This window comes from Bacillus sp. NEB1478 (assembly GCF_031582965.1).
In the GTDB taxonomy this organism is placed as follows: Bacteria; Bacillota; Bacilli; order Bacillales; family Fictibacillaceae; genus Fictibacillus.
In genome coordinates, this window is the sequence record NZ_CP134049.1 from 3,544,911 (window position 1) to 3,568,254 (window position 23,344).

Here is a 23,344-nt window from a genome sequence, read left to right on the forward strand (position 1 = left end):
AGAGGGTGGCGATTCTAAAGCCATCCTCTTTTACTATTAATTAACGAATCTGATTTTGCTCAAGATAATGAAGCATTTTTTTATTAAATTTCATTCCAAGTACTCTAAAATAAATCGAGAAGCCGAAGATTCCGCCAGCATATATGATGTGGTACAACACCAGCATTTGATAAAACGTTTCAGAGCCAACCGCAAACCAATCAAACAGCTGGGACATCCCGAACAGCACTACTCCCAACAAAATATATTGAATAAGTACTTTACCTAATGCGGGCATTTTGATACGGCTATCTTCATTCCAGAGCAAGTGGTTCAAACACGTTATAAAGATACTTAAGAAAAACAATTGTACGATCATCTCAAACGAAATCTCCCGGACACCAAGCATATAACCAAATATAACGTAAATAATGATTCCAGCTGAGAAAAACAGACCAGCCATTGTTTTAAAAACAAGAGTTGATTCCATTATTTTATTCCACATTATTTATTTCCTCCTTATTTAAAAACCTAATTTCTCTTTCAAATACGTTACATATTGACGAGAAACCATCATATTTTCACCGTTCTCGAGTGTTACCTCTACCTTGCCGCCGAGCCTTGGTGTAATGGTTTTAATTTTATCCAAATTCAAAATGGTTGCTTTTGTCGCTCGAAAGTAATTTCCGTCTCCGAACATCTCCTCAATCTGATAAAGCCTCATCGAAACTTCATACACTTGTTGCTTTGTGTAAGCGAAATTCTTTTTATCAACCGATTCGAAGTAATAAATATCGTCTGGTGACAACAAGTAGATTTTGCCTTCTAATGTCCCTAACACTTTTCGTTCTAGAGACCGTAATGATGTTATTACTTTAATGACATCCTCGTTCATTTCTTTGCACTTGACGATGATTTCCAGTTCCTCTGAATCATGTTCTTCGATAATGGTCAACTTCATCCAACGCCCCCCTTCCTTTCAAGGACTATTTTTCTTGTGTCCCCAGTATATGACAGCACAACTAACTCGTAAATCCACTTTTAACCGACCTGCAGAAACCCCGCACTAAGCTGCACATAAGCATCATAGCCTGCACAAAAAACAGCAAAAAGAACAAAAAATAGGCTTTTTGCATAGACTATTGCGACATTATTTTTTGGAGGTAAGATGATGAGCTATCCAGGAATGGGTTCACAACAGCAACAGCAGCAACAACAGCAACAACAGCAGAGCGGAATGCAAATGACCTACCAGCAGCAGGCACTTCAGCAATCATTGGCATTAATGAAAGAAGCGGTAGAAGGGGAAATGGAAGATCGGTTATTTTACGATTACTTAATAAAAGAAGCTCCTACTAAAGAACAAAAACAAATTATCGCCTCGATTCGTGATGATGAAATCGGGCATAACCGGATGTTTAGACAAATGTATCGAGACATTACCGGCCAGGATATCCAAGTTCCATCAGATGTTCAATTTGAAAAGCCCAAGACGTATAAAGCAGGTTTAGTAAAAGCTCTTTTCGGTGAACTAAAAGCTGTTGAAAAATATCGTGTCATAAGAAAAGGTCTGCCAAATAACTATTATCGGGATATTCTTTTTGACATCATAACTGATGAAATCAAGCACAGTGCGAAATACAATTACTTGATTACAATCAACCAAAATATGCGGATACCTGACACAGACATCAGCCAATCAAACGTAACTCCAACTGCAAGTGCACCGGATCAATGGGTGATGTATATTGAGCCTCTTGTACAAAATGCCCTTAAAGAAGTGGAAGAAGGAATCAATCTCACTCACCTGTTCCAAGAATACATTCTGTCAGGTGTTTTGGTCGGGCAAGGGTTCACACCTGATGAAGCCATACAGCTTGTTGAAAGATGGGAAAAAACTGGCGAATCTCAGCTACTCGTTAAAAGCAAGATGTTCGGTCAGCAAGGATAATCCGGTCAGGGGGAATTTAAATGGATCAGACTCAGATCCAACAAGGTGCAAAGCCTTTTATCGGAGACATGTTCCCCCAGATGCATGTACAAACCACTCTAGGTGAACTAGTTCTCCCTACTAGCTATCAAGGTCATTGGTTCGTACTGTTTAGTCATCCGGGTGATTTTTACACCTGTCTGTACAACAGAATTTGTCGCTTTTCAAAAATTAATGCCGGAATTTAATAAACGAAATATTTACTTAATCGGTTTATCCGTAGAACAGGTTTACTCCCACATTAAATGGATTGAGTGGATCCAGCAAAACTTGAAAGTAGATATTACTTTTCCGATAATTGCAGATTCTTTAGGGAAAGTTGCCACAAGACTTGGGATGATCCATCCGACAATAGGTTCGAGAACGGTTAGAAGTGTATATATCATAGATCCAACAGGGATGATCCGCCTTATCCTAACGTATCCTGAGAATGTTGGTCGTAATATTCATGAGATTTTGAGAGCTGTTACTGCTTTACAGACTGCAGATGCACATAAAGCAGCAACTCCGGCAAACTGGCCAAAAAACGAACTGATTGGAGACCGGCTCATCGTTCATGCACCAAAAACGATTCAAGAAGCAAAAGAACGTGAAAAACAAGCACAAGCAGGAGAAATTCAGTGCTACGACTGGCGGTTATGTTCGAAACCACAATAAATGATGAATCAGCCTGAGATGAAAGGCTGATTTTTTTAATTCGTATAAACTAAGAAATTCTGATAAGCTACATACTAATATGAATCAGATCTTGAAGTGCAGGTGTGAAAATGGATATTAAACAATTACAATATTTTATCGAAGTAGCAAAACACAACAGCTTTACCCGTGCGGCAGAACAGCTTTTTATTACACAGCCCACCATAAGTAAAATGATTAAAAACTTGGAAGATGAGCTCGGAATCACTCTCTTTAACCGATCGCGAAAAAAATTGATATTAACAGATGCTGGCAAAATCATTTATGAACAGGCCAAGCTCGTCGATAAAGCCTTCCATAACATTGAAACCGAAATGGATAATCTGCTTGAACTGAAAAAAGGACACATCCGGATCGGCTTGCCTCCTATCTTTGATCCGACACTCTTCCCTAAATTAGTAGGAAGCTTTCATGATAAATACCCTGCGATAACCTTTGAACTGATGGAGAACGGTTCTAAAAAAATAGAAGAAGAAGTGGAAAACCACCAGCTCGATATTGGTGTTGTTGTACTCCCGACAAACAACGATATCTTTGAGTACTTTTCCTTTATGGAAGAAGATTTCAGGCTGATTATCCACCCTGACCACAAGCTAGCTAATCATGATGAAATTCATTTATCAGAGTTGAGTGAAGAATCATTTATTACTTTTAATAAAGATTTCGCTCTGCACGATCGAATCATCTCTTCCTGTAATCAAGCAGGCTTTAATCCGCATATCATATCTGAAAGCTCACAATGGTCGTTCATCGAGGAAATGGTAGCATGTAAGCTAGGTGTATCTCTCTTACCCGAAAGCATCTGCCGTCATCTCACAGAAAAAGTAAGAACAATTAAAGTGGTAAACCCTTCTATTGGCTGGAATCTGGCAATCATTTGGAACAAAGATCAATATTTGTCCTATGCCGCAAAAGAATGGCTACGGTATACGAAAGAACAACTATAATTGGAAACTTAGTTTAAAACCCTGGAAAAGGCTGCGTTGTATGCTGCCTTTTCCAGGGTTTTTGTTTTGCAGTGAAGCTTCGCCGACCTGTGATGAACCCCTTAAGAAATAGTCGGGAAATACAAGTCGTTTATAAATAGGAAAAATAAAAATCGAAAAAATAAACCAAAAAAACTCAGTAAACACCCTGAGCAAATTGAAAGAATTAGAAAAGGAAATAAATTGTTTGGGGTCAGTCCCCTTTCGTTTCATAGGTGTAAGCATTTACATAGATGAAAGCTATGTTCTTAGTGAAAAATAGCCATTTTACTTCATGTTTAACCCGGCGTAAAATGGCAATGTAAATGAGATGCATTTGTAAATTTCAACCAAGCATCCAATAAAAAATATTCGATTCCACATCTTGAAAGGAGAGATACTATGGAAACGAAATTAGCGAGAGAAAGCCGTATTATCAATACTGACCAGGTTATGTCCCTGGATTTAAATAACTACAATACATTGTTTGGCGGAGTTTTAATGAGAAAGCTGGACAACAACGCAACTCTATCTGCCAGAAGGCATGCCAGAGTAAAAGAATGTGTAACAGCATCCACTGACTCAATCGACTTTTTGCATCCAATCCACCAAACTGACTCTGTTTGTATTGAATCTTTCGTGTCCTATACAGGAAAGAGTTCAATGGAGATTTTCTGTAAAGTTATTGCCGAAGATATGATGACCGGCGAAAGAAGAATTGCAGCTACAGCATTTTTAACATTCGTTGCCCTTGGCGAAGACAAAAAGCCGGTTGAAGTCCCGCAAGTTATCCCTGAAACAGAAGAGGAAAAATTCTTATTTGAAACGGCAAAAGAAAGAGCAGAAGTACGTAAGTCTAGAAGAAAGAAAAGTAAAGAATTAGCGGAAGTTATTTCACTTAAGAAACCTTGGGATACAAAAGAGGAGGTATTTGCGTGATCACATTATGCAGCCAAAATGAATTGAAAGAGGCGCAAAGCGCAATCAAAAATTTAGAGCAGTCTTATCCTGAACTATTTGATAAATTATTAGACGTCATCAACCTTACACGTGCAATGCAATTAACGTATCAATACATGGGATGCCTGATCATGAATGAAGATCCAGGGAACTCACACCCTCAATTTATATATCGCTCAGTTATTCGTCTTTATAAAAAAGAAATTCAAAAACTAACAGACGACAAAGACATTGAAGCACTAAGAAATACATTCAATGAATATCAAAATACGGGTTACGCAAGACTTAGCCAACTCGCTCTAGGCAAAACACCAGAATCACTAGCTGGCAGTACTGCAATCATTCATTAAATAAGGTAAACCGATCTCTAAAATAGCAGATCGGTTTTTTTGTATACTTTGGCGGTATTCAAGAAAAAGAGGTTGATTTCCGTGGGGCCTGAGTTTCGCACATTGCACTCCAATCAACTTTTTAAGTCCTTTTTTATTATTATTTTTTCATTCAAGTACCGAAAAATCTATTAACTGAAAGAATCATGATTCGAATGCACCTTCCACATCCAATATTGCTGATGAAAACGGGTCGATGAGAAGAGTTGATGTCGTTCAAATGAGCCGATTAAGTCTAATCCGAGGTTAATTGAGTCTGAATTTGAATAATTAAGTCTGTTCGAAGGAAGATTGAGTCTTTTTGAGCCACAATTGAGTCTAATTTATAATAATTATGTCTTTCTACAAATTTCGACAAAAAACCTTGATATAACGCTTAATTGAAATACATAAAAAAACCTAAGTCCGGTTTCCCGCTGACTCAGGTTTTTCTATTCTATCTTCGTTTTAATTTTGAAAATGAAGTAGTAATACTTTAATAAAACAATGAGAACTAATAATATTCTCACATAAAGGTTATCAGTAAGAATAAACGGTATGGCAATCATGATGTCAGCTAGTAAATTGATCATGATTTTCTTTTTTCGTGTTAATGCTTTTTCTTTTACGAATTCTTCTAAATGTTTTTTATAGATCGAGGTTCCTTTAAACCAGTTATCGAACTTTTTCGATCCCTTCATGAAAAAATAAGAAGCGACAAGTAAGAAAGGTGTGGTTGGAATGAGGGACAATAGCAGCCCTACGATTCCGAGCAACAAAAACAACATTCCGAGAAAAATGAAAAATGCTTTTTTGACCTTCACGAGACTCATCCCCTCATCTGTATGAATTTGGTCTGAGTCCATCTTAACAGTTATCACCCTATTGATTCACATTTTTATAAAACAATCGGTTTTCTTTTCTGAGCCGGGCACTTTGAAACAGAACAGCTTCTTCCTTTGTTTCTGGAATAACACTCGGCACAGGTGTTGGGGTACCTTCTGCATCAATTGCTACCATCGTTAAAATCGAAGTCGTATTCAATGTCCGATTTCCCGTTTCTAAGTTCTGGCATTCTACTTTTACATAAACCTCCATAGATGTCCTTCCTGTTGAAATTACAACACCTTCTAAAATTAAAATATCTCCCACTTTTGCAGAGGATAAAAAGTTCACATTGTCGATGGAAGCTGTCACAACAACCTTTTGACTATGCTTCATAGCCGCTATTGCAGCAATTTCATCAATGTAAGATAACACCCTTCCGCCGAAGATTGTTCCCATGTGATTCGTATCAGGAGGCAACACCAATTTTGTCTGGATCGTTCTTGATATGTTTGCTGATAACTGTTCCATCCCATTCCTCAATTCCGGAGCTTGAAACTCCTAGGTTTTAGTTGTGGGAGCTGGTAATTGGTACTAATAAGCTGACAAAAGATTCGAAGCTTATCAATTAACAAACATTGTTAATTAAGAAGCAAGAAGGTCGAGGAAGCAAAGTTTCGAGAAACGGACGCGTATTCAACATACGTGAGTATCGCAGAAACAAAGCTGACGACGAGATTCGACGCTTATCAATTAACAAAAAACTCCATCACTAAGGATGGAGGAAGAATATAAATAAAACGTAAGAATACTTAATTAAACAGAAATACTCTGCATCAATTAAAATTCCTTCGTCTTATCTTCCCAACTCCCGAAGAAGATCAACGCGATAAACATGGCAGGTCTCCTGACTCGTGCGTCAATCTACTCTAAGCCCTTCCCGTTTTTAGACAGTGGTTTTCGCTTATTTCGTCAGCACTTACAGTTGCGGGTACAGTTCTGGTTTTGCACCAGATTCCCTATTAAGTCTGTAACAGACACCATGATTATTTGTTATTTAATTATCTATATTTTATTGTGCTCGTTCTCAAAAGACAAGCTGTACGCTATTAACTCGCTGCTTTTCCTGTTTCTTCAGCAGCTTGCCGCATCACATAACGATCTCCGCCAACAAAGAAAGCTACGACTAACCCTAAGCAACCGGCAATAAGAGCTAACATAAATCCATGATGCAGTGCTGTTTCAAGCGCACTTCTCATGAACTCCACTAATTGCGGAGGAAGGTTTGCATCTTTTTGCATTAAGATTTCTGGTTTTGCCATCTTTCCAATCTGGTCAGCCGGCATTTTAGAAGCTGCTGCAAAATCCAGCATCTTTTCTTTTAAGTCGCTATTTACGATCGTTGCTGTTATCGCCGCTCCCATTACACCGCCTATGCTGCGCCAAAAACCAACAACAGATGAAGCGATCCCCATGTATTTCATATCAACAGATTGAGCGACAGCATTCTGCGAAACACTCATTAATGGCCCCAGTACAACAAGACCCATCATGATCATGACAAGCGTAACCGTCCATTTCGCAGTTTCATGCGTAATGCTTCCTAACATGTACGCTTCAAAAATGCCCATACCCATCGAGATAATCATGATCGTTCTGAATGGAATTTTCGTACATAAGAATCCGCCTATAATGGCTCCGATCATGATTGGAAACATCATTGGTGTTAGTACGCCATTTGAATTTTCATTCCCCATAACCGCGACAGATAAAATCGGCAGGTACGTAATCGCCGAGAACATAATTGCTCCTTGGCAGAATACTACGATACTTGTGCCCAGCACCATCTTATTTTTAAAAATTTCAAGCGGTAAAATCGGTTCTGCAGCTTTCGTTTCAACCCATAAGAATAATGCAATCGCAACAGCTGCTCCACTAAACATGGAGATGATCTGTACCGAATCCCAAGCGTAATCTTTTCCACCCCACTCTAAGCCGAGCAGAAGCAATACGGTTGAAGTAATCAAAAGCAGCGTGCCTAAATAGTCTACTTTTGGCTTTTGATCTGACTTGGATTCTTTTAAAGCAAACATTAAAGCAATGATAGATAGAATTCCAAACGGCACATTCACGTAAAAGCACCATCTCCATCCTAACCATGAAGCTTCCGAAATCCATGTTCCGATCTGCGGTCCTAATACAGATGAGATACCGAATATCCCTGCAAATATTCCAGACATTTTAGCCGCTTGCTTAGGGCTGGTTGAGACCGAATAAATAATCGTAAACGAGATCGGAAAAATCGCTCCAGAACCAACCCCTTGAATCACACGATATGCAATCAATTGATCAATGTTTTGAGCTGTTCCGCATAAAGCAGATCCGATTAAAAACAGGCTGATTCCAATCAGGTAAAACAATTTTCGGCCAAATAAATCACTCATTTTACCGAACACCAACATCGTACTTGTCGCAGCTAGCATGTAAGCTGTAAAGATCCAGCTCATCTTTTCGAATCCGCCGATATCTTGAATAACCTGGCTTATGCTTGCTGAAACGATTGTATTATCAAGAGATGACATAAAAAGCCCCAGCGCCATAGCCAGGATAACAAATGGCATTCTTTTGTTTTGTTCCATATGCACTCACTTCTTCCCCCGTATTTTAAAATTCCACTAAACTAGAATACCATGATAATTATAAAAAACAACAAAATATGGAAGTCATTTTATGACAAATAAAACTGTCTGACGACAGGCATTATCAGTCGCCATCATGATCTCTGATAACATAAAGAAAACCACCGAAAATTCGATGGTTTTTAGCTTGTTATTCTATTTCACAACCCCTGTTAATCTCTCGTTAAGTTGACGAAATGCCTCATTTAGCTTGTCTTTAGGAACATCTTTAAACTGATCGCCAATACTGACTTCAAAATTACACTCATTCTCGCTAACTTCCCTTAAATGACCTGTTAACCCGATTCCTGATTCTCTGTAGATATCCACAAGAATAGGCTCAACTTTTTCTTTTGGTCTTTTAAAATGAACATGGAACATATTCGAAACAGGTTGAATTGGAACTGTAGCTGCATCAGTACATTGGTTATAAAGTGCAGCCAGCTCTTTCGCACCTTCATAATATTGCTCCATCTTATCGATCCGTTGATTAAAATAATAATCCGCACTGATAATATACGGATATAGACTGATTAAGTCACCGCCGTGGCGTCTTTTCCAAACCTTTGATTCATCTGTAAAAGACTTCTCACCTGCTAGTATCGCTCCTGCTACTCCGCCAATTCCTTTATAAAAAGAAACATACACGCTGTCAAAAAGCTCACAAACCTCAGCCGCCGATTTTTGATAATATGGCAGGATTTCAAACAAACGTGCCCCATCCAGTTGCAGTTTGATTCCTTTTTCACGACAATAAGCCGAAATGGCTTGTAGCGTCTCATAATCAGGCAGCTGCCCGCCAATCTCACGCTGAGGAAGCTCGAGAAGCAGGCAGGAAATATCCTCTTTCAAACCGGTAACATCCTCTAGCGTAATGACTCTATCTTTATCTGCCAGCAAAATCGGTTCAATATGATGCAGTTCCTTCAACCCATCTTCTTCATGGATCTCTAAATGGCATAAAGGATGATATGCGACTTTTTTTATCCCTTTTTGATCACACCATATTCTTAATGCAATTTGCTGTGCCATTGTTCCGCTCGGAAAGAAGACAGCTGACTCTTTACCTAGATACGCTGCCATCTTGTCTTGGAACTCCTCTATTATTTTACCCTCGCCGTACATATCACTATCTTGATGACCATCTATTGTTTCCAATGCTTCCTTCAAAATATCGATGTTTCTTTTACCATGGCTGGTTACTTGGTATTTTGTTTGCTTATAGGCTTCCAGTAAAGGATTATTATCACTCAAAGAAATACCTCCCTTTATTGATTTTTCCAGCGATCTAGCTTGTGGATGTTACGAGTGAACATTCCGGTTAAGAATTTAGGGAAACCAAACTCTACTAACTTACCTTTCACTCTTTCTCTCATTTGATCAGCCGTTAGATCAGGAGCTGTAAACTCACCATTTATATAACAATGACTACAATACGTTTTGCTGATTTCACCGTTTCTTTCAGTTCCTCCGCCTTTTTCATCACGTACAAGCGGCATACCGCAGCTTTGACAATTTTTATTTGCTTTTGACATATGTATAGTCTCCTTTAATACTTGCTTCCAATAAAAATTCGAGACAGAGAGCTGGAACCCTCTGTCTAAATGTGATTATTTAATTCACCGAAATATAGTTTTCGTTTACCTTACTACATTTGTACATCACTTTTGTAATGCGCTATATATATTACCATTATATACAAATTTTGTTTTTCGTTGAACGAAAAAGACAACTTCCTATTGCGGAAAGTTGTCTATTTGTATTTATATTTTTTATACTGCATATCCTTTCAGGGCTTATCCTATAATTCTTTTTGCTGTCCGCTTTTTAATCTTCTTTTTAATGACAAGACCATACTGCCAATCAAAATGACAATGCCATTTACGAATGTAACAAATCCTACAAAAAATCCGCCGTATCCTGCACCTTCCCCTGCATCCGTATAATGAAGCAATAAAAATCCAGTTATGAAGGCAAAAACAGGAGCTAAAACAAGAATCACGAGACCGGAAACGTACAATCTTAGCTGCCTGCTTTTATGCAGTTTAACCGCTGTATAATTAAGTACCAAAATAATGAGCAAATACGTCCACAAAATGATACTATCCATTTTTCATCTCCCATAATATGAGTCATACTATTAGTTTATCCTATTGGAAACATATGTAAAACATTAAACCTCTAAACGATAGATCAAAAACCGTTCATACGGATTATTTTCATAAAGACGCGGGATTCTTACCTCTTCTTTCAATTCAAATGCAGTCTGATATTCGAGAAACTGCAGATAATCTTCTGAACCATAATACAAGATGAGTTCCACATCGCGCGGATTTTGTTCAACTGATAATAATATGTTGTTAATGACCTTCATAAACACTTGTACAGAAAATGGATTGAAAAAATAAAACACATTATCTAACGAAGCAATCTCGTACTCTTCCGCCAAACAGCAATGAAAATGTATTTTCTCTTTGTTCTTCTTGCCCTCTTTAATATAATTCAGTTGGTTCATAAGTGCCTCGTTATAAAAAGAGGCATTCATTTCTATCCCTGTAACTGTTGCATTGAAATGATAATGAATATAAAAGTTCAGCCTTCCTTTGCCGCATCCAAAATCAACAACATGATCTTTGCTTTGTATATCATAATGCTGAAAAAGAGTTTCAAGTGCATGATATGGCGTGGGCTCGTACCGATTGTAATGTGCAGAATCATTAAACCCCTTTTGGAATTCCTCGGTATGTATGTTGAGTAATTTATCAAATTGTTGTTCAATCATGAGGTTCACTCCTAATTAACTTCAGTCCAATAAAAATAGAGAGCTCTAATGGCTCTCTAATTTATATACCAGTTTTTGAGTAAAATTAAAATGCCTTTACTAATCTTCTTTCGCCCCATCTTCAGCAATTGCTCTCAAATCTGTATAGAAAAACTCATCATTGCATAAAGGAGAATGTTCTTTTTCGTCTTTGTCGTACTTATTGACGATCTCTTTTAATTCACCGGTATCCCCTTTTGCGTTTATGATTTCAACAAGTTCATTCAAACCGTCAGATGTTTCTTGATTTTCTCGTTCTTCTTTTTCTTTCATGACATATCCCTCCTATAGTTTTTTATCTTCCCCAAAACGGAAATAATTACCCAAAAAAGAGAGACGAATACGTTTGAAAATGTATTATTTTTGTCTGCATTTCGTTTATCGGAGTTCTTATACTTTCCTGGCTATGGAATTGAACAGTAATAGGACGTACTATCTGTTTAATCCCGCGATTTCTAGCCATAATCCCGCGAATTTTTCAATATAACCATGAATCGACAAAAAAACAGAGAGCATCCGGCTCTCTGGCGTTAGTCATTTTCAATTACAACGAACGCTTCAAGATATCACGTACGCTGTCGTAATCCATTTCTTTATACGTTCCCACACCTGGCTTGATGAATGTTTTGTCAACCATCGCATCAAACTCACTATCATCGATATTATAATCACTTAACTTGCTAGGTGCTCCTAACGAGTTCCAGAAGTCGCGAAGTGCTTTTGCCCCTTCTTTCGCTACTTCCATGTCTGATTTATTCTCAGTTGAGATTCCGAACACATTAACCGCCAGCTGTTTCACACGTGAAGGATCTTCTTCTAACACATGTTCCAGCCAATTCGGGAATAAAATCGCCAGTCCGCCGCCATGCGGGATATCGTAGACCGCTGAAATCGCGTGCTCAATTCGGTGTGTAGCCCAGTCACCGCCATCTGTTCCATTGGAAAGTGTACCGTTGAATGCAGTTGTACTTAAATACATCATCGTTTCGCGATGTTCAAACGACTCCAAGTTTTCAAGTAATTTCGGTCCTGTCGCAATCGCCGTTCTAAGCAATGATTCGATAAATCCATCGATCATTGGAGTGTTTTCCGTACGGTGGAAATAACTTTCTAAAGCATGAGACATGCTATCCACAATGCCATAAACCGTTTGGTCACGAGGAACTGAGAACGTGTAGCTCGGATCTAAAATTGAAAACGCTGGGAATACAAACGGAGAACCCCAGCCTAACTTATCTTTTGTTTCCCAGTTTGTAATCACAGATATCGAGTTCATCTCAGAACCAGTTGCAGCCAGTGTAAGTACCGTACCGAAAGGAAGAGCGTCCTCAATTGGTGCGTTTTGAGTGATCAAATCCCACGCGTCTCCATCATATTTAGCTCCTGCAGAAATGGCTTTCGTACAATCGATGACACTGCCTCCGCCAACTGCCAGAATGAAATCGATCTTTTCCGTTTTACAGATGTCGACACCTTTATGAACCGTAGTTAAACGTGGATTCGGCTCAACACCTGACAATTCAAAAATTGTAGCACCCGCTTTATTTAATTCAACAATGACATCTTCATAAACGCCATTTTTCTTAATGCTTCCTCCACCATAAACGATAAGAACATTTAAATCTTTATCTAAAACATTAGATATTTGCTGAACTTCACCTTTACCGAAAAATAGTTTCGTAGGATTGTATTGCAAGAATTTATTCATGTTTGCACCTCAATTATTTCAAAGATATGGACTATTTTAGCATGGCCAATAAAATTATTGTTTAATATTGACCTGGGAACGAAAAAGACAGAAAGCTTCTGGGCTTTCTGTCAAACTTCTTTTGCTCAATATTCTGCAATTGCCTTAAAAGAATGGGCTGTTTCCGCACACTTTGTTGCTCTTTTTAGTGGTTTATTTCCGTTACAGAGTCAGCTCTTGAGCTATGATACTTTGTTTATTGTTGGTTTATTCGGCACATTAGCTTTTTGTACATTCATCGTTCTTCCTAAAAACCATGTTAATAATGCCGCGAGGACTAGAGAAGCAGCCAAAAAGTAGAACCCTGCATGGAAACTGCCTGTTGCATCCTTTAGCACACCAACAAATTTAGGTCCATTATAGCCTCCTAAATTTCCGATTGCATTTTGCAACCCAAGTGCTGCACCTACTACTCCTGCCGGAATGATTGCAGTCGGAATCGCCCAAAGCGGCCCGTATGGAGCATACACACCAATGGCAGTTATCGATAGAAGAACCATTTGTAAAACAGGAGAATCCACAAATTGTCCAGCAACCATTGAAATTGCGGCGATTATCAACGGAGTTACCACATGCTGTACCCGGTTCAAACGTCTGTCTGACCATATGGAGTTAACTACCATTCCTACAAGCGCAAATGTAAATGGGATTGCTGTTAACCACCCCATTGTTGCAGGATCTTTAGTAAACGTACTCACTACACTTGGCACCCACATCGTATATCCATAAAAACCTGTCATCCATAAGAAGTACATCACGACTAAGCCCCAAACCGTTTTGTTCTTGAAGGCTGCACCATAACCTTGTGATTTAACAGATTTACTTTGTTCTGCATTAAGGTCCGAAAGCAGCTTTGTGCGTTCCTTGTCATCCATCCATTTTGCATCTGACGGTCTGTCATCAATGAAAGCTAACCAAACAAATGCAAAAATAATAGGCGGAATTCCTTCTAAAATTAATACCGTTTGCCAATCAAAATTCTTTAACAAAAGACCGGAAATTGGAGCCATTAGAATGGCTGAAACAGGCAGACACGCCATCCAAAATGCGTTTGCTCGTGCTCTTTCTTTTATTGTGAACCAGTTTGCTAACAAGATCAGTACCGCTGGCCAAACTCCACCTTCAGCAACCCCTAGTAAGAATCTAACAACTTTAAGCTGACCTTCTGTTTGTACAAATCCTGATGCCATTGCGCATAATCCCCATAAAATCATCAGGATAAAAATAAATTTTTTCGCAGACCATTTTGTCGCAAGAATTCCACCAGGAATCTGGAGAATTAAATACCCTACAAAGAAAATTCCCGCGATATCACCGGCAGAAGATGCTGAGATATTAAGATCCTTCTGAATATAAGGCATCAATACACCTACGTTAATTCGGTCCATATACGCAAGCATATACATAATAAAAGCTACCGGAATGATTTTTAACCACTTTGAACTTGTCATGACACAATCCCTCCTAGTTTTTCGTTCATTTTCTGACAGAACTTAGAAGTTGTTGTAATCGCTTACATGATTTTCAATCTAGAAAGAGAGAACTATAACCCTCTCTCTCCAGCGATACCCGGAAAACCTAAACTTTTTGTGTACGGAAGTAAACAGAATACTTTGCCGCGAGCTTAATAGCTTCTTCCATACTTACTGATCCAGCAATGCCTGTTCCAGCGATATCAAAAGCTGTTCCATGATCGACAGATGTTCTTAGGAATGGCAAACCATTCGTTATCGAAATCGTTCTTTCAAAATCAGTCATCTTTGCAGCAATATGACCTTGGTCATGATAAAGAGAAAGAACAGCATCGTACTTTCCATGTAACGCCTGATGAAAAACTGAATCTGCTGGAACTGGTCCAAATACTTGTAATCCATCCTTTCGGGCTCTTTCAATTCCTGGCGTGATTTCGTCGAGTTCTTCTCGTCCGAATAACCCATGTTCTCCACTATGTGGGTTTAATCCCGCTACTGCTATTTTTCGTTCCTCAATACCAAGACGCTGCAGTGCCTCGTCACATCTTTTCACATAATCATATACTCTGTCTGCCGTTATCTGGCCGATTGCATCTTTAAGGGATAAGTGTCTAGTCAGGAAAAAGATTCTTAGTGAGTTCACTTCAAACATTGTTAACGGATCGTCAACACCTGTTAAGCCAGCAAGCATCTCAGTATGTCCGATGTAAGGAACCTTCGCTGCTTGTAATGATTCTTTATTAATAGGAGTGGTAGCGATAGCATCGACTTTACCTTGGTTTGCCAATTCAATACTTTTTTGAATATATTCAAACGCCGCCTGTCCACACATTGCCTGTACTTCTCCAATTCTCAAATCACTTATATTCAAGTTATCCAGATGGATAATATCAATCGTTCCAAATTCAAACTTTCCATCAACCGGTTCACTTATGTCATTTAAAGAAAGAGATACATCGGTAAATGACATTGCTTTTTTTAACACTTCTTTATGTCCGATTACTAACGGTTTACAGTTCTCATAGATTTCTTTTTTCTCCAAAGCTTTTACAACGATTTCTGGTCCAATCCCTGCCGGGTCACCCATAGGTATTACAACAACCGGTTTTGAATCAATTCTAGTCATCTCACAATCTCCTCTTCTTTTTTAAGACTTTTCAAATGATGCATTAAATACTGTACTGATCTTGTAATCGCGTCCTCTTCGCCCACCATACCGCCTTTCGTGATAATAGGCAGTCCATCCAAGTATCCACCGATCAACCGTCCATAAGCTGCAAGTGGAAATACCTCATCCAACAACTGAATACCATATGTTTTTCCTGCCGCACAAATGGATGCAGTTACATCTCCACCACTCGAAAAACACCCACTGATTACGGTTTCACTGCCTTGTATAATCTTCTGGGAGATTAAAGCAAGGCCATCGGTAATTCTCTTAGCTAATGATTCTTCGTTCGTATTTTGCTGTTTGGCTAAAGTCTGCAAGTCTAATAGTTTCATGCCTTCTTGAAAGGTAGTAACGAGTATGATGTTTTCATTCTTAGTGCGATCAATTCCTTCTTGAACAGCCCTTACCAACTCTGCCGTCCTTACGTCCATGTCAGGACTTACGAGCTTTTCTGGTACAACATACACGGGTTTCACTTTCATCGTACTAATCAGATGATTTAACTGTCTTCCAGTTGCAGTTGTACAACTTCCGACAGATACTAGTAACTTTGGTGAATGATTTCTTCTCTTAAACTTTTCTTTCACATATAAAGAGGTCAATGGTCCAGGATCAACCGGAACAAACGAGTGATTTAATGAACACATTGTTTCTGAGATGAGCTGTATCTGTTCATTGGTAACAGCATCAATCACAATAATTTTTTTGCCCTTCTTCATCATCGAATCCAACTCAGCGGACAATGCTGTTTTTCCTTTTAATACAAGGCTCAGTTCAATATGGTCCACAGTATACTTGCTTTGTTGTGAAATAATGCTCACTACATTTGATTGTTTCAAAGGATTTTGGGGATCTTTCGCAACATCTGTTTCTTGTACCGGAACGCCTTCGACTAAAAGATAGCCGCCAACTGTTGTCCTTCCTGAGTTTGGGTAAGAAGGGACTACGACAGCAACAAAATCTTCTGTTAGTGTATCCAAAATCGCATCAATTTCCGTACCAATGTTACCTCTGACTGTACTGTCAATTCTTTTGCTGAACAGCTCAGCCCCTAAAGAAGCCATGCGGGTAACAGCCCTCTTTACACGTTCGTACGCTACTTCTTGACGAATGTATCTGCTGTCTGTATCTATACAGATAGCGTCATAGTTGTATCCTTTAACGCTTGAGTCATCCAAAATTGTTGCTGTTGAAAACCCGTGTTTGGTTAAGAGAACCCCAGTTGCATTTGCTCCTGTCAAATCGTCTGCAATAACAGCTATTTTCATATCGCTGTTTCCTCACCTTCGGAAACAGTGCGAATAATCGTTTGTTCACCAAAACGTTTTAAATCTTCTTTGCTGATTTGAGAGTCTGTAATGATCCCGTTTATCTCATCTAAGGAACAAATTTGAGAAAAAGCATTTTTATTAAATTTGCTTGAATCTGCAACTAGCCAGATTGATTTTGCTGAGGCTACCATCAATTTTTTTATTAAGGCTTTTTCCATTGTTGGTGCTGACATACCATTGTCCAAGTCAATAGCATGTGTACCAAGGAAAAGAAGGTCTACTTTGATTTGCCGCAGCAACGATTGAGTATGTGGACCTGACATCGCTCCTATGCCCGACTGCACGTTTCCACCTGTGCAGATGACGGAAGACGGGCTATCGACTAATTCACTAGCAACCTTTAAATCGTTCGTTATAATTGTTAAATCTGCTCTGTTCTTAATTATTTTGGCAATTTCAAATGTTGTTGTCCCTGAGTCTAGTAAAAGACTGCATCCTTCAGGAATTATTGTTGCCGCATATTTCGCTATTAATTTTTTTTGCTCAGTTCTAGTTACTGTCTTGCTTTGATAAGGCGTTTCTGAAATAAGAACATTTACAGCGACTGCTCCTCCGTGTGTACGAATTAACTTGCTCTCATCTTCCAACTGCCCAAGATCTCTTCTTATCGTCATACTGGAAACTTGCAGTTCCTGAACGAGCTGATCAATCTGGACCTTCCCGTCTCTTTCTAGAATTTTTATGATTTCTAGTTTTCTTTCTAAAGGAAGCATGTTGTTCATTTTTACCACATCCTTGTGTTCGATTATGTTCGTTTATGTTATTTTTCGCAATAGTACTTTTTCAGTATTTTCTAAAAATACTTACAGCAAATAAAAAAACCAACTCCAATTAGAGAATCGGCAGTTGGTTCCTTTTTGTCATTTTCGTCTTTTCTCTGATACTTCCTCACAAATCATGTTATACATTTTCTCAACACCGTTTTCAGTTGCTTCAAAGTTAAACGCGTTATCCATCTGGATGCCAATGCTCTCCGCTTCTTTTACAGCATCGATGTTTGCTCCCATGAAAATGAACTCCCAACTGTATTTCTCTTGCTGGTGTTTGATGAGCTGCTGCACTTTTTCATACGTAAACTCACTGCTCGCATTTTCCATTCCGTCTGTCGTGATTACAAAAAATACCTTGCCAGGTTTTTGGTCCTCATTTGTGTTTGATAATCTGTATCCAACATCCAAAACCGTTTTCCCTACTGCATCAAGAAGCGCTGTGGTACCTCTTACGTAATAATCTTTATCTGTCAGCTTTGCTTTTTTTGCATCAATCCCGTTCCATAAAATTTCATACTTATCATCAAAAAGTACGGTAGTAAGAACTGTGTCACCTTCAAGCTGACACTGCTTTTCAATAAACGCATTGAACCCGCCAATCGCATCCTGCTCCAATCCTGACATAGACCCGCTTCGATCCAGCAAAAAGACAATCTCCGTTAAATTCTTATTCATAATCTTCATCCTCCAAAAATGTTTGTCATGCTATAATAATAACGAGGATTATCCATTATTTGGTCGCCTCATAAGCGACATTTCCAGGAGGTTGACCATATGCTAGATCAGAAGATTTTATTGGAACTGCAGGAGTATATTGAACAGCATTTAATCTATGAGAGTTCACTTAAGTACTCTGAATATATGGAACAAGAGCTCATCCTCGATAGCATTCATTTTGAACTGGATGATTATATAAAAAACAATAAGAAGCCAACTCTTCAGGAAGTGCTGTTTCGTTTTATTGATAAAAAAGAAATGAAAGATCCGGAAGTCTATAAAAAAGCTGGGATCGATCGGAAGCTGTTTTCAAAAATACGGTCTACTTCCGACTACCGACCTGGAAAAAATACGATTATTGCACTTGCCTTAGCACTTGAGCTAAATGAAGAGGAATTCGATGAACTACTTGAATCAGGAGGGTACTCATTGTCTGAGAGCGACACGAGTGATTTAGTCATCAAATTTTGTTTAGAAAAGAAAATCTATGATGTGATGCAAGTGAATGAGTGTTTGGACTATTTTAGTATGAAAACTTTGGGTGTTTAAATGTAAAAAGACAACTTCGAAATCGAAGTTGTCTTTTTAAAATTCTACTCAATCGCTCCTGAAACTTCATAAAGACTCAAGTCAATTTCAGTTTGTTTGTTTAATGCCAGTTTTGCTAGTTCTGCCCCAAGATATGGTCCACTTGTTAAACCGGAAGCCCCTAATCCATTGGCAATCAGAATTCCTTCGTAATCAGGCAAAGCTCCAATAACAGGTAAAAACCCTGGAGTGAATGGACGGAAACCTACCCTTGTTTCAAGAAGTGTACCATCTGATAATCCTGGCGCAATCGCTAAAGCTTTTGTTAAGATTTCATTCACTCCACCAGCAGTTACACGATTATCAAATCCAGCTTCATCTTCATGTGTCGCACCTACCACAACTTGTCCATCTTCAAAGGTGAGAATGTATTGAGTCGTTGGAGGCATGACAACCGGCCACGAACCTGTATCCATATCCGGCATTTCAAGGTGAACAATTTGCGCCTTTTGTGGTGTTACTTTGAAGTTCACACCAAATTCCTGCAATAACTCTTGCGACCATGCACCTGCTGTAACGATGACTTGATCTGCCAGTAATGTTTTTTCTTCAAGTTTTATTCCGATAACACGATTGTTTTCAATAACAATAGAAGCATTTCCGTATAGAAGTTCAGCTCCATGCTTAACTGCACCGTTAATCAAAGCGTTCCGTAATGCTCTTCCGTTTACTCGTGCTCCACCGCTCACATAAACAGAACCATACTCTTCAGATAATGGAGGGAATAACTTTCTCGTCTCTTCAGGTGATAATATCGAAATCTCCCCAATTTCAGGTGCGTCTTCCCGTCGTTTCCGTGCGCGTTCTGCCATTTTTTCTAACTTAACAGGATCACCATGAAGGCTTAGCGCTCCAACCCGCTCGTATCCCGTATCCGTTTCACCATCAGCTTCTAATTGAGCAATCAATTCAGGATAATAGCGGGCACCGCCTTTAACTAATTGATACCACGCTTTGTTTCGCCGCTGTGAAAGCCAAGGACAAACAATTCCCGCTGCTGCGTCTGTTGCCTGCCCTTTGTCTTGGCGATCTACTAAAGTCACTTCTGCACCTGCTTTGGCAAGATGATATGCGGTTGATGCACCAAGGATTCCAGCTCCGATTACAATGATTTTTTGCATATAAACACCTTTTTTTGTTTTCGTATATTTATAGTTTCCTACATAAGCGTTCTTAAATTGTAACATAAGCGATTTAGTTTTAATGAACGATCATTTTATTACAAGCAGAGTTCCCATGATGTATTATTTTCATTCAATTGTAAAAATTAATAAACTTTGTATTTGACAAAAGAAAAAGAATAAGTTAATTTGTATGTACAAGCAACTATATACAAATAAGTTTGCTTGTACACACAAAAGAATTTAAAGGAGACATTTCTTATGAAAACACTCGTTATTATCACTCATCCTAATCTTCAGCAATCTCGTATCAATCGTGCCTGGATGGATGAATTAAAAAAGCATGAAGAAATCACAGTTCATACTCTTTATGAAACATACCCTGATGGAAAAATAGATGTAACTCACGAACAAAACTTGTTAGAGTCACATGATCGCATTATCCTTCAATTTCCGTTCTACTGGTACAGCACTCCTCCATTGTTAAAACAATGGCAAGATGAAGTACTTTCTTATGGCTGGGCATATGGAGAAGGCGGCGACAAGCTTCATGGCAAAGAACTTGGCCTTGCCATTTCAACTTTTGGTCCAAAAGATTCGTATCAAACGACTGGTTACAACAATTTCACAATGGAAACATTAACAACTCCATTACAACAAACGAGTAATTTAATCGGTACTAAATTCATGCCACTATTCGTATTAAATGGTGTAATGCATGTAACAGATGAGGAACTTCAAGAAAGTGCAAAAGCTTATGTAGAATTTGTTTTACAGCGTTCTAAAATTGAAGCTTAATATAAAAATATAAGCAAAAGAGGTATTTCTTGTGTAGAAATACCTCTTTTACTTTTAAAAATGTATTCACTATTCACGCATTCATAACAACCTAGCTTAGAGTGCGTCCTTCTTAAAAATACCGAATGCCTTTGGATCCTCACTAAGCATAAAGAAGCATTCAGCCCCTGCTTCTTTTCTACTTTCTATTCAACCCCCGGGAACCATCCAGGTGTATTAATGATCGCGTTCCATAGCGGATCTGGAACAACTAGCTCTTTTTGTTTCGTTTTATCGATCTTTGTTACGATTTCAGACTCTTGTCCTTGTTCGATTTTTTCTAACCAATCTGGATCGATAATGAGCTCACGGCCAAGAGCTATTAGAGGTACACCAGTCTCAAACGCTTTGATCGCATCCTCTGCTGTGTAGATGGACCCGACGCCGATTACCGGTACACGGTCTCCAGCTCTTTCTTTGATGATCTCAATGCGAGGGCGTGCATCCTCTACTCCACGTCTAGGTTCTGACCAGAAATCCATCAGCGAAACATGAAGGTAATCCAGTTTCTTCCCACTTAATGCGTCAACAAGTGCCAATGTGTCCGCCATTGTGATTCCAGGTGTTGTTGGTTCTTCTGGAGAAAAACGAAATCCGACAAGGAAGTTTTCGTCAGCGTGTTCTGCCGCTGCTTTTTGTACAGCATCTACCACCGCAATCGGGAATGCCATGCGCTTTTCTAAAGAACCACCCCATTGATCTTCACGGCGGTTAGCGTGAGGAGAGAAGAACTGTTGAATCAAGTAGCCGTTCGCTCCGTGAATTTCAACACCGTCGTAACCCGCTTCAATCGCACGTCTCGTCGCTTCTCCAAAATCATGGATGATGGATTCTACTTCAGATGAAGTTAATGGACGAGGCACTGGTTTGCCTTCAGCTGATGGGATGTCACTTGCACTGACAACGTCTCCATTTGGAACGAGCTCTGGCGGAACTTCACGACCGCCATGAAAAATCTGCAAAATGGCTTTTGAACCTTTTGCCTGAATAGCTGAAGCCAAGCGGCGAAGGCTCGGAACCATGTCATCCGTATCTCCAGCAAACTCTCCCGGAAACCCTTTACCATTCGCTGTTACATACGTACAAGCTGTTATCACCATGCCAACACCTTCAGAACGGCGCTCATAATATTGAACCTCTTCATCGGTTACCGTCCCATCTTCGTTAGATGAGAAATTTGTCATCGGTGCCATTACTACCCGGTTCTTTAACTCAATACCATTTTTGAAACGGAAAGAAGTAAATAGCGGTGCGTATTTTTCGTTCATCATACTGTAAATCTCCACCTTTTATAATTCATAATTACTTTCTTTTTTAAAGTTACTACCTATATTAATGCTTCGTGTTTTGAAAATCAAAGAAAACGATTCAAGTTGTATGTTTCACCTCAAATAAAAAATCTAACCTCATAACAGTGAGATTAGATTGAAAAGTTTATATTCTATGATCCAAAAATAGCTACATTCTGATTCTGAAGAACAAATCGGTTCTTTCTCCAGCCTAATGTGTTCATTACATAACCTAATGCATCAGCATTATATTGTCCTGCTATTTTTTGATAAGCCAACAGCTCATAAATTCCATTAGAGTCAAAATCAACCGGATATAATACACTCAAAGGGTTCACAAAACCGGCTATCGGATTTTTTAGCTTCCCATTAGCATTATATATTTCGTTCAGATACTCAGGGTCTCTTAATGAAATATCGATCAAATACGTTTGTTGATTAATTTTGCTGACCACTTTCACTTTATAGTTATCGAGATAAGTAACTTCATATTGGTATAGTTCGTTGTAAACATTAAAATCAAAAAGTAAAAGCGGTCTGTTATTCACGAATGAATAAACATAGTCATAAGTGAAGGCACCACTGCCGCCTGAATTAATGCTAATTAAAATATCATCTACGCCGTTACCCGTAAAATCACCTAAAAACAAGGTTGGGTTATACCCTGCATTGTCAGAAAGTGGCACTCTTGACATATTTCCTGTTCTTCCATCCTGTATAGTTAAAGTAATATCCTGAATGAATGGACTATCAGATGTTTTGACACCGGTTAGATAAACGTTATCAGCTACACGATCCCCCGTTACATCCCCTTTGGCAAATGCAACAACAACACTCGGATTAGACCTAGCATAATAATTGTACATAAACAGATGCTCCTTCTTTCAGACCTTTGTTGCTATCCTATGGGCTGTCAGGAGAATTGCTACTTTTTACAGCAAAACAAAAAATGCTTCGAAAGTTTACGACTTAAGAGGCACCCTAAATTATTTAAGTATGAAAAATAATAAGATTAACTG

The 23,344-nt window shown here is 38.8% G+C and carries 27 protein-coding genes and 1 riboswitch; of the genes, 8 read left to right on the top strand and 19 right to left on the bottom strand.

Annotation, left to right across the window (positions count from 1 at the left end; translation table 11 throughout):
- Window positions 1-40: 40 nt before the first annotated feature.
- Together RGB74_RS17995 and RGB74_RS18000 are read right to left on the bottom strand one after the other, a co-directional pair.
- Complete coding sequence (locus RGB74_RS17995; protein ID WP_310760640.1) at window positions 41-484, bottom strand: hypothetical protein; 444 nt, start codon at window positions 482-484, stop codon at window positions 41-43.
- Between the two features lie 18 nt (window positions 485-502).
- The gene (locus tag RGB74_RS18000) at window positions 503-940 is read right to left on the bottom strand and encodes a LytTR family DNA-binding domain-containing protein (RefSeq protein WP_310760641.1); all 438 of its coding nucleotides are present in this window, start codon (window positions 938-940) and stop codon (window positions 503-505) included.
- Between the two features lie 210 nt (window positions 941-1,150).
- Here RGB74_RS18000 and RGB74_RS18005 point away from each other — a divergent pair, with 210 nt between their 5' ends.
- The 6 genes from RGB74_RS18005 (at window position 1,151) to RGB74_RS18030 (ending at window position 4,940) form a co-directional block, all read left to right on the top strand.
- A complete protein-coding gene (locus tag RGB74_RS18005) occupies window positions 1,151-1,930 on the top strand; it encodes a ferritin-like domain-containing protein (protein ID WP_310760642.1) in 780 nt (259 codons plus the stop codon).
- Window positions 1,931-1,950: 20 nt separating this feature from the next.
- A complete protein-coding gene (locus RGB74_RS18010) occupies window positions 1,951-2,157 on the top strand; it encodes a hypothetical protein (RefSeq protein WP_310760643.1) in 207 nt (68 codons plus the stop codon).
- Entirely contained in the window at window positions 2,144-2,626 is a 483-nt protein-coding gene (locus tag RGB74_RS18015; RefSeq protein ID WP_310760644.1) for a peroxiredoxin, read from the top strand. The genes RGB74_RS18010 and RGB74_RS18015 overlap by 14 nt, the downstream gene beginning before the upstream one ends.
- Before the next feature lie 110 nt (window positions 2,627-2,736).
- Window positions 2,737-3,612: a cidABC operon transcriptional activator CidR gene (gene cidR / locus RGB74_RS18020; RefSeq protein WP_310760645.1), complete on the top strand. Its 876-nt coding sequence runs from the start codon at window positions 2,737-2,739 to the stop codon at window positions 3,610-3,612.
- Between the two features lie 420 nt (window positions 3,613-4,032).
- Window positions 4,033-4,569, top strand: coding sequence for an acyl-CoA thioesterase (locus tag RGB74_RS18025; RefSeq protein ID WP_310760646.1), 537 nt, complete (start codon window positions 4,033-4,035; stop codon window positions 4,567-4,569).
- Window positions 4,566-4,940 carry a hypothetical protein gene (locus RGB74_RS18030; RefSeq protein ID WP_310760647.1) on the top strand — a complete coding sequence of 125 codons (375 nt, stop codon included), beginning with the start codon at window positions 4,566-4,568 and terminating at the stop codon, window positions 4,938-4,940. The genes RGB74_RS18025 and RGB74_RS18030 overlap by 4 nt, the downstream gene beginning before the upstream one ends.
- 470 nt (window positions 4,941-5,410) lie before the next feature.
- Here the strand turns inward: RGB74_RS18030 and RGB74_RS18035 are convergent, their stop codons facing one another.
- The 14 genes from RGB74_RS18035 to RGB74_RS18100 form a co-directional block, all read right to left on the bottom strand.
- Window positions 5,411-5,824 (bottom strand): YbaN family protein, encoded by a 414-nt coding sequence (locus tag RGB74_RS18035; RefSeq protein ID WP_310760648.1) that lies wholly within the window; start codon window positions 5,822-5,824, stop codon window positions 5,411-5,413.
- 16 nt (window positions 5,825-5,840) lie between these two features.
- Window positions 5,841-6,314 (bottom strand): acyl-CoA thioesterase, encoded by a 474-nt coding sequence (locus RGB74_RS18040; RefSeq protein ID WP_310760649.1) that lies wholly within the window; start codon window positions 6,312-6,314, stop codon window positions 5,841-5,843.
- Between the two features lie 348 nt (window positions 6,315-6,662).
- A riboswitch (cobalamin riboswitch) is annotated at window positions 6,663-6,843 on the bottom strand.
- Between the two features lie 49 nt (window positions 6,844-6,892).
- Window positions 6,893-8,422 carry an MFS transporter gene (locus tag RGB74_RS18045; protein ID WP_310760650.1) on the bottom strand — a complete coding sequence of 510 codons (1,530 nt, stop codon included), beginning with the start codon at window positions 8,420-8,422 and terminating at the stop codon, window positions 6,893-6,895.
- Between the two features lie 195 nt (window positions 8,423-8,617).
- On the bottom strand, window positions 8,618-9,715 hold the full coding sequence (locus RGB74_RS18050) for a threonine aldolase family protein (protein ID WP_310760651.1): 1,098 nt from the start codon (window positions 9,713-9,715) through the stop codon (window positions 8,618-8,620).
- 14 nt (window positions 9,716-9,729) lie between these two features.
- Complete coding sequence (locus tag RGB74_RS18055) at window positions 9,730-9,996, bottom strand: zinc ribbon domain-containing protein (protein WP_310760652.1); 267 nt, start codon at window positions 9,994-9,996, stop codon at window positions 9,730-9,732.
- 266 nt (window positions 9,997-10,262) lie between these two features.
- A complete protein-coding gene (locus RGB74_RS18060) occupies window positions 10,263-10,571 on the bottom strand; it encodes an inner-membrane translocator (RefSeq protein WP_310760653.1) in 309 nt (102 codons plus the stop codon).
- A gap of 63 nt (window positions 10,572-10,634) precedes the next feature.
- Window positions 10,635-11,243: a methyltransferase gene (locus RGB74_RS18065; protein WP_310760654.1), complete on the bottom strand. Its 609-nt coding sequence runs from the start codon at window positions 11,241-11,243 to the stop codon at window positions 10,635-10,637.
- Between the two features lie 99 nt (window positions 11,244-11,342).
- Entirely contained in the window at window positions 11,343-11,555 is a 213-nt protein-coding gene (locus RGB74_RS18070; protein ID WP_310760655.1) for a hypothetical protein, read from the bottom strand.
- A gap of 271 nt (window positions 11,556-11,826) precedes the next feature.
- Window positions 11,827-12,990 (bottom strand): iron-containing alcohol dehydrogenase, encoded by a 1,164-nt coding sequence (locus RGB74_RS18075; protein ID WP_310760656.1) that lies wholly within the window; start codon window positions 12,988-12,990, stop codon window positions 11,827-11,829.
- 221 nt (window positions 12,991-13,211) lie between these two features.
- Complete coding sequence (locus RGB74_RS18080; RefSeq protein ID WP_310760657.1) at window positions 13,212-14,480, bottom strand: MFS transporter; 1,269 nt, start codon at window positions 14,478-14,480, stop codon at window positions 13,212-13,214.
- A 127-nt stretch (window positions 14,481-14,607) separates the two neighbouring features.
- The gene (gene pdxA, locus RGB74_RS18085) at window positions 14,608-15,627 is read right to left on the bottom strand and encodes a 4-hydroxythreonine-4-phosphate dehydrogenase PdxA (RefSeq protein ID WP_310760658.1); all 1,020 of its coding nucleotides are present in this window, start codon (window positions 15,625-15,627) and stop codon (window positions 14,608-14,610) included.
- The gene (locus tag RGB74_RS18090; RefSeq protein ID WP_310760659.1) at window positions 15,624-16,940 is read right to left on the bottom strand and encodes a four-carbon acid sugar kinase family protein; all 1,317 of its coding nucleotides are present in this window, start codon (window positions 16,938-16,940) and stop codon (window positions 15,624-15,626) included. Before RGB74_RS18090 ends, pdxA begins: the two co-directional genes overlap by 4 nt.
- Window positions 16,937-17,725, bottom strand: a complete 789-nt coding sequence (locus RGB74_RS18095) for a DeoR/GlpR family DNA-binding transcription regulator (RefSeq protein ID WP_310760660.1) — start codon at window positions 17,723-17,725, stop codon at window positions 16,937-16,939. Before RGB74_RS18095 ends, RGB74_RS18090 begins: the two co-directional genes overlap by 4 nt.
- Before the next feature lie 138 nt (window positions 17,726-17,863).
- The gene (locus tag RGB74_RS18100; protein ID WP_310760661.1) at window positions 17,864-18,448 is read right to left on the bottom strand and encodes a vWA domain-containing protein; all 585 of its coding nucleotides are present in this window, start codon (window positions 18,446-18,448) and stop codon (window positions 17,864-17,866) included.
- A 99-nt stretch (window positions 18,449-18,547) separates the two neighbouring features.
- On the opposite strand from RGB74_RS18100, the gene RGB74_RS18105 reads away from it, so the two are divergent.
- Window positions 18,548-19,039, top strand: coding sequence for a hypothetical protein (locus RGB74_RS18105; RefSeq protein ID WP_310760662.1), 492 nt, complete (start codon window positions 18,548-18,550; stop codon window positions 19,037-19,039).
- A gap of 44 nt (window positions 19,040-19,083) precedes the next feature.
- Here RGB74_RS18105 and RGB74_RS18110 read toward each other — a convergent pair whose 3' ends face one another.
- Window positions 19,084-20,199: an NAD(P)/FAD-dependent oxidoreductase gene (locus tag RGB74_RS18110; RefSeq protein WP_310760663.1), complete on the bottom strand. Its 1,116-nt coding sequence runs from the start codon at window positions 20,197-20,199 to the stop codon at window positions 19,084-19,086.
- Window positions 20,200-20,460: 261 nt separating this feature from the next.
- Here RGB74_RS18110 and RGB74_RS18115 point away from each other — a divergent pair, with 261 nt between their 5' ends.
- Window positions 20,461-20,997: an NAD(P)H-dependent oxidoreductase gene (locus tag RGB74_RS18115; RefSeq protein ID WP_310760664.1), complete on the top strand. Its 537-nt coding sequence runs from the start codon at window positions 20,461-20,463 to the stop codon at window positions 20,995-20,997.
- A 185-nt stretch (window positions 20,998-21,182) separates the two neighbouring features.
- On the opposite strand, the gene RGB74_RS18120 is transcribed toward RGB74_RS18115, so the two are convergent.
- Window positions 21,183-22,304: an NADH-dependent flavin oxidoreductase gene (locus RGB74_RS18120; RefSeq protein ID WP_310762922.1), complete on the bottom strand. Its 1,122-nt coding sequence runs from the start codon at window positions 22,302-22,304 to the stop codon at window positions 21,183-21,185.
- Between the two features lie 173 nt (window positions 22,305-22,477).
- Window positions 22,478-23,191, bottom strand: coding sequence for a VCBS repeat-containing protein (locus RGB74_RS18125; protein WP_310760665.1), 714 nt, complete (start codon window positions 23,189-23,191; stop codon window positions 22,478-22,480).
- Window positions 23,192-23,344 lie beyond the last annotated feature (153 nt).

Bases quoted from the DNA above. Each gene is read 5' to 3' on its own strand.
- RGB74_RS18025 (WP_310760646.1), top strand. From the start codon at position 4,033: ATGGAAACGAAATTAGCGAGAGAAAGCCGTATTATCAATACTGACCAG.
- RGB74_RS18080 (WP_310760657.1), bottom strand. From the start codon at position 14,480: ATGACAAGTTCAAAGTGGTTAAAAATCATTCCGGTAGCTTTTATTATG.
- RGB74_RS18040 (WP_310760649.1), bottom strand. From the start codon at position 6,314: ATGGAACAGTTATCAGCAAACATATCAAGAACGATCCAGACAAAATTG.
- RGB74_RS18000 (WP_310760641.1), bottom strand. From the start codon at position 940: ATGAAGTTGACCATTATCGAAGAACATGATTCAGAGGAACTGGAAATC.
- RGB74_RS18110 (WP_310760663.1), bottom strand. From the start codon at position 20,199: ATGCAAAAAATCATTGTAATCGGAGCTGGAATCCTTGGTGCATCAACC.
- RGB74_RS18100 (WP_310760661.1), bottom strand. From the start codon at position 18,448: ATGAATAAGAATTTAACGGAGATTGTCTTTTTGCTGGATCGAAGCGGG.
- RGB74_RS18070 (WP_310760655.1), bottom strand. From the start codon at position 11,555: ATGAAAGAAAAAGAAGAACGAGAAAATCAAGAAACATCTGACGGTTTG.
- RGB74_RS18060 (WP_310760653.1), bottom strand. From the start codon at position 10,571: ATGGATAGTATCATTTTGTGGACGTATTTGCTCATTATTTTGGTACTT.
- RGB74_RS18010 (WP_310760643.1), top strand. From the start codon at position 1,951: ATGGATCAGACTCAGATCCAACAAGGTGCAAAGCCTTTTATCGGAGAC.
- RGB74_RS18095 (WP_310760660.1), bottom strand. From the start codon at position 17,725: ATGAACAACATGCTTCCTTTAGAAAGAAAACTAGAAATCATAAAAATT.
- RGB74_RS18075 (WP_310760656.1), bottom strand. From the start codon at position 12,990: ATGAATAAATTCTTGCAATACAATCCTACGAAACTATTTTTCGGTAAA.
- pdxA (WP_310760658.1), bottom strand. From the start codon at position 15,627: ATGACTAGAATTGATTCAAAACCGGTTGTTGTAATACCTATGGGTGAC.
- RGB74_RS18090 (WP_310760659.1), bottom strand. From the start codon at position 16,940: ATGAAAATAGCTGTTATTGCAGACGATTTGACAGGAGCAAATGCAACT.
- RGB74_RS18045 (WP_310760650.1), bottom strand. From the start codon at position 8,422: ATGGAACAAAACAAAAGAATGCCATTTGTTATCCTGGCTATGGCGCTG.
- RGB74_RS18065 (WP_310760654.1), bottom strand. From the start codon at position 11,243: ATGATTGAACAACAATTTGATAAATTACTCAACATACATACCGAGGAA.
- RGB74_RS18115 (WP_310760664.1), top strand. From the start codon at position 20,461: ATGAAAACACTCGTTATTATCACTCATCCTAATCTTCAGCAATCTCGT.
- RGB74_RS18105 (WP_310760662.1), top strand. From the start codon at position 18,548: ATGCTAGATCAGAAGATTTTATTGGAACTGCAGGAGTATATTGAACAG.
- RGB74_RS18005 (WP_310760642.1), top strand. From the start codon at position 1,151: ATGAGCTATCCAGGAATGGGTTCACAACAGCAACAGCAGCAACAACAG.
- RGB74_RS18035 (WP_310760648.1), bottom strand. From the start codon at position 5,824: ATGGACTCAGACCAAATTCATACAGATGAGGGGATGAGTCTCGTGAAG.
- RGB74_RS17995 (WP_310760640.1), bottom strand. From the start codon at position 484: ATGTGGAATAAAATAATGGAATCAACTCTTGTTTTTAAAACAATGGCT.
- RGB74_RS18015 (WP_310760644.1), top strand. From the start codon at position 2,144: ATGCCGGAATTTAATAAACGAAATATTTACTTAATCGGTTTATCCGTA.
- RGB74_RS18125 (WP_310760665.1), bottom strand. From the start codon at position 23,191: ATGTACAATTATTATGCTAGGTCTAATCCGAGTGTTGTTGTTGCATTT.
- cidR (WP_310760645.1), top strand. From the start codon at position 2,737: ATGGATATTAAACAATTACAATATTTTATCGAAGTAGCAAAACACAAC.
- RGB74_RS18055 (WP_310760652.1), bottom strand. From the start codon at position 9,996: ATGTCAAAAGCAAATAAAAATTGTCAAAGCTGCGGTATGCCGCTTGTA.
- RGB74_RS18120 (WP_310762922.1), bottom strand. From the start codon at position 22,304: ATGAACGAAAAATACGCACCGCTATTTACTTCTTTCCGTTTCAAAAAT.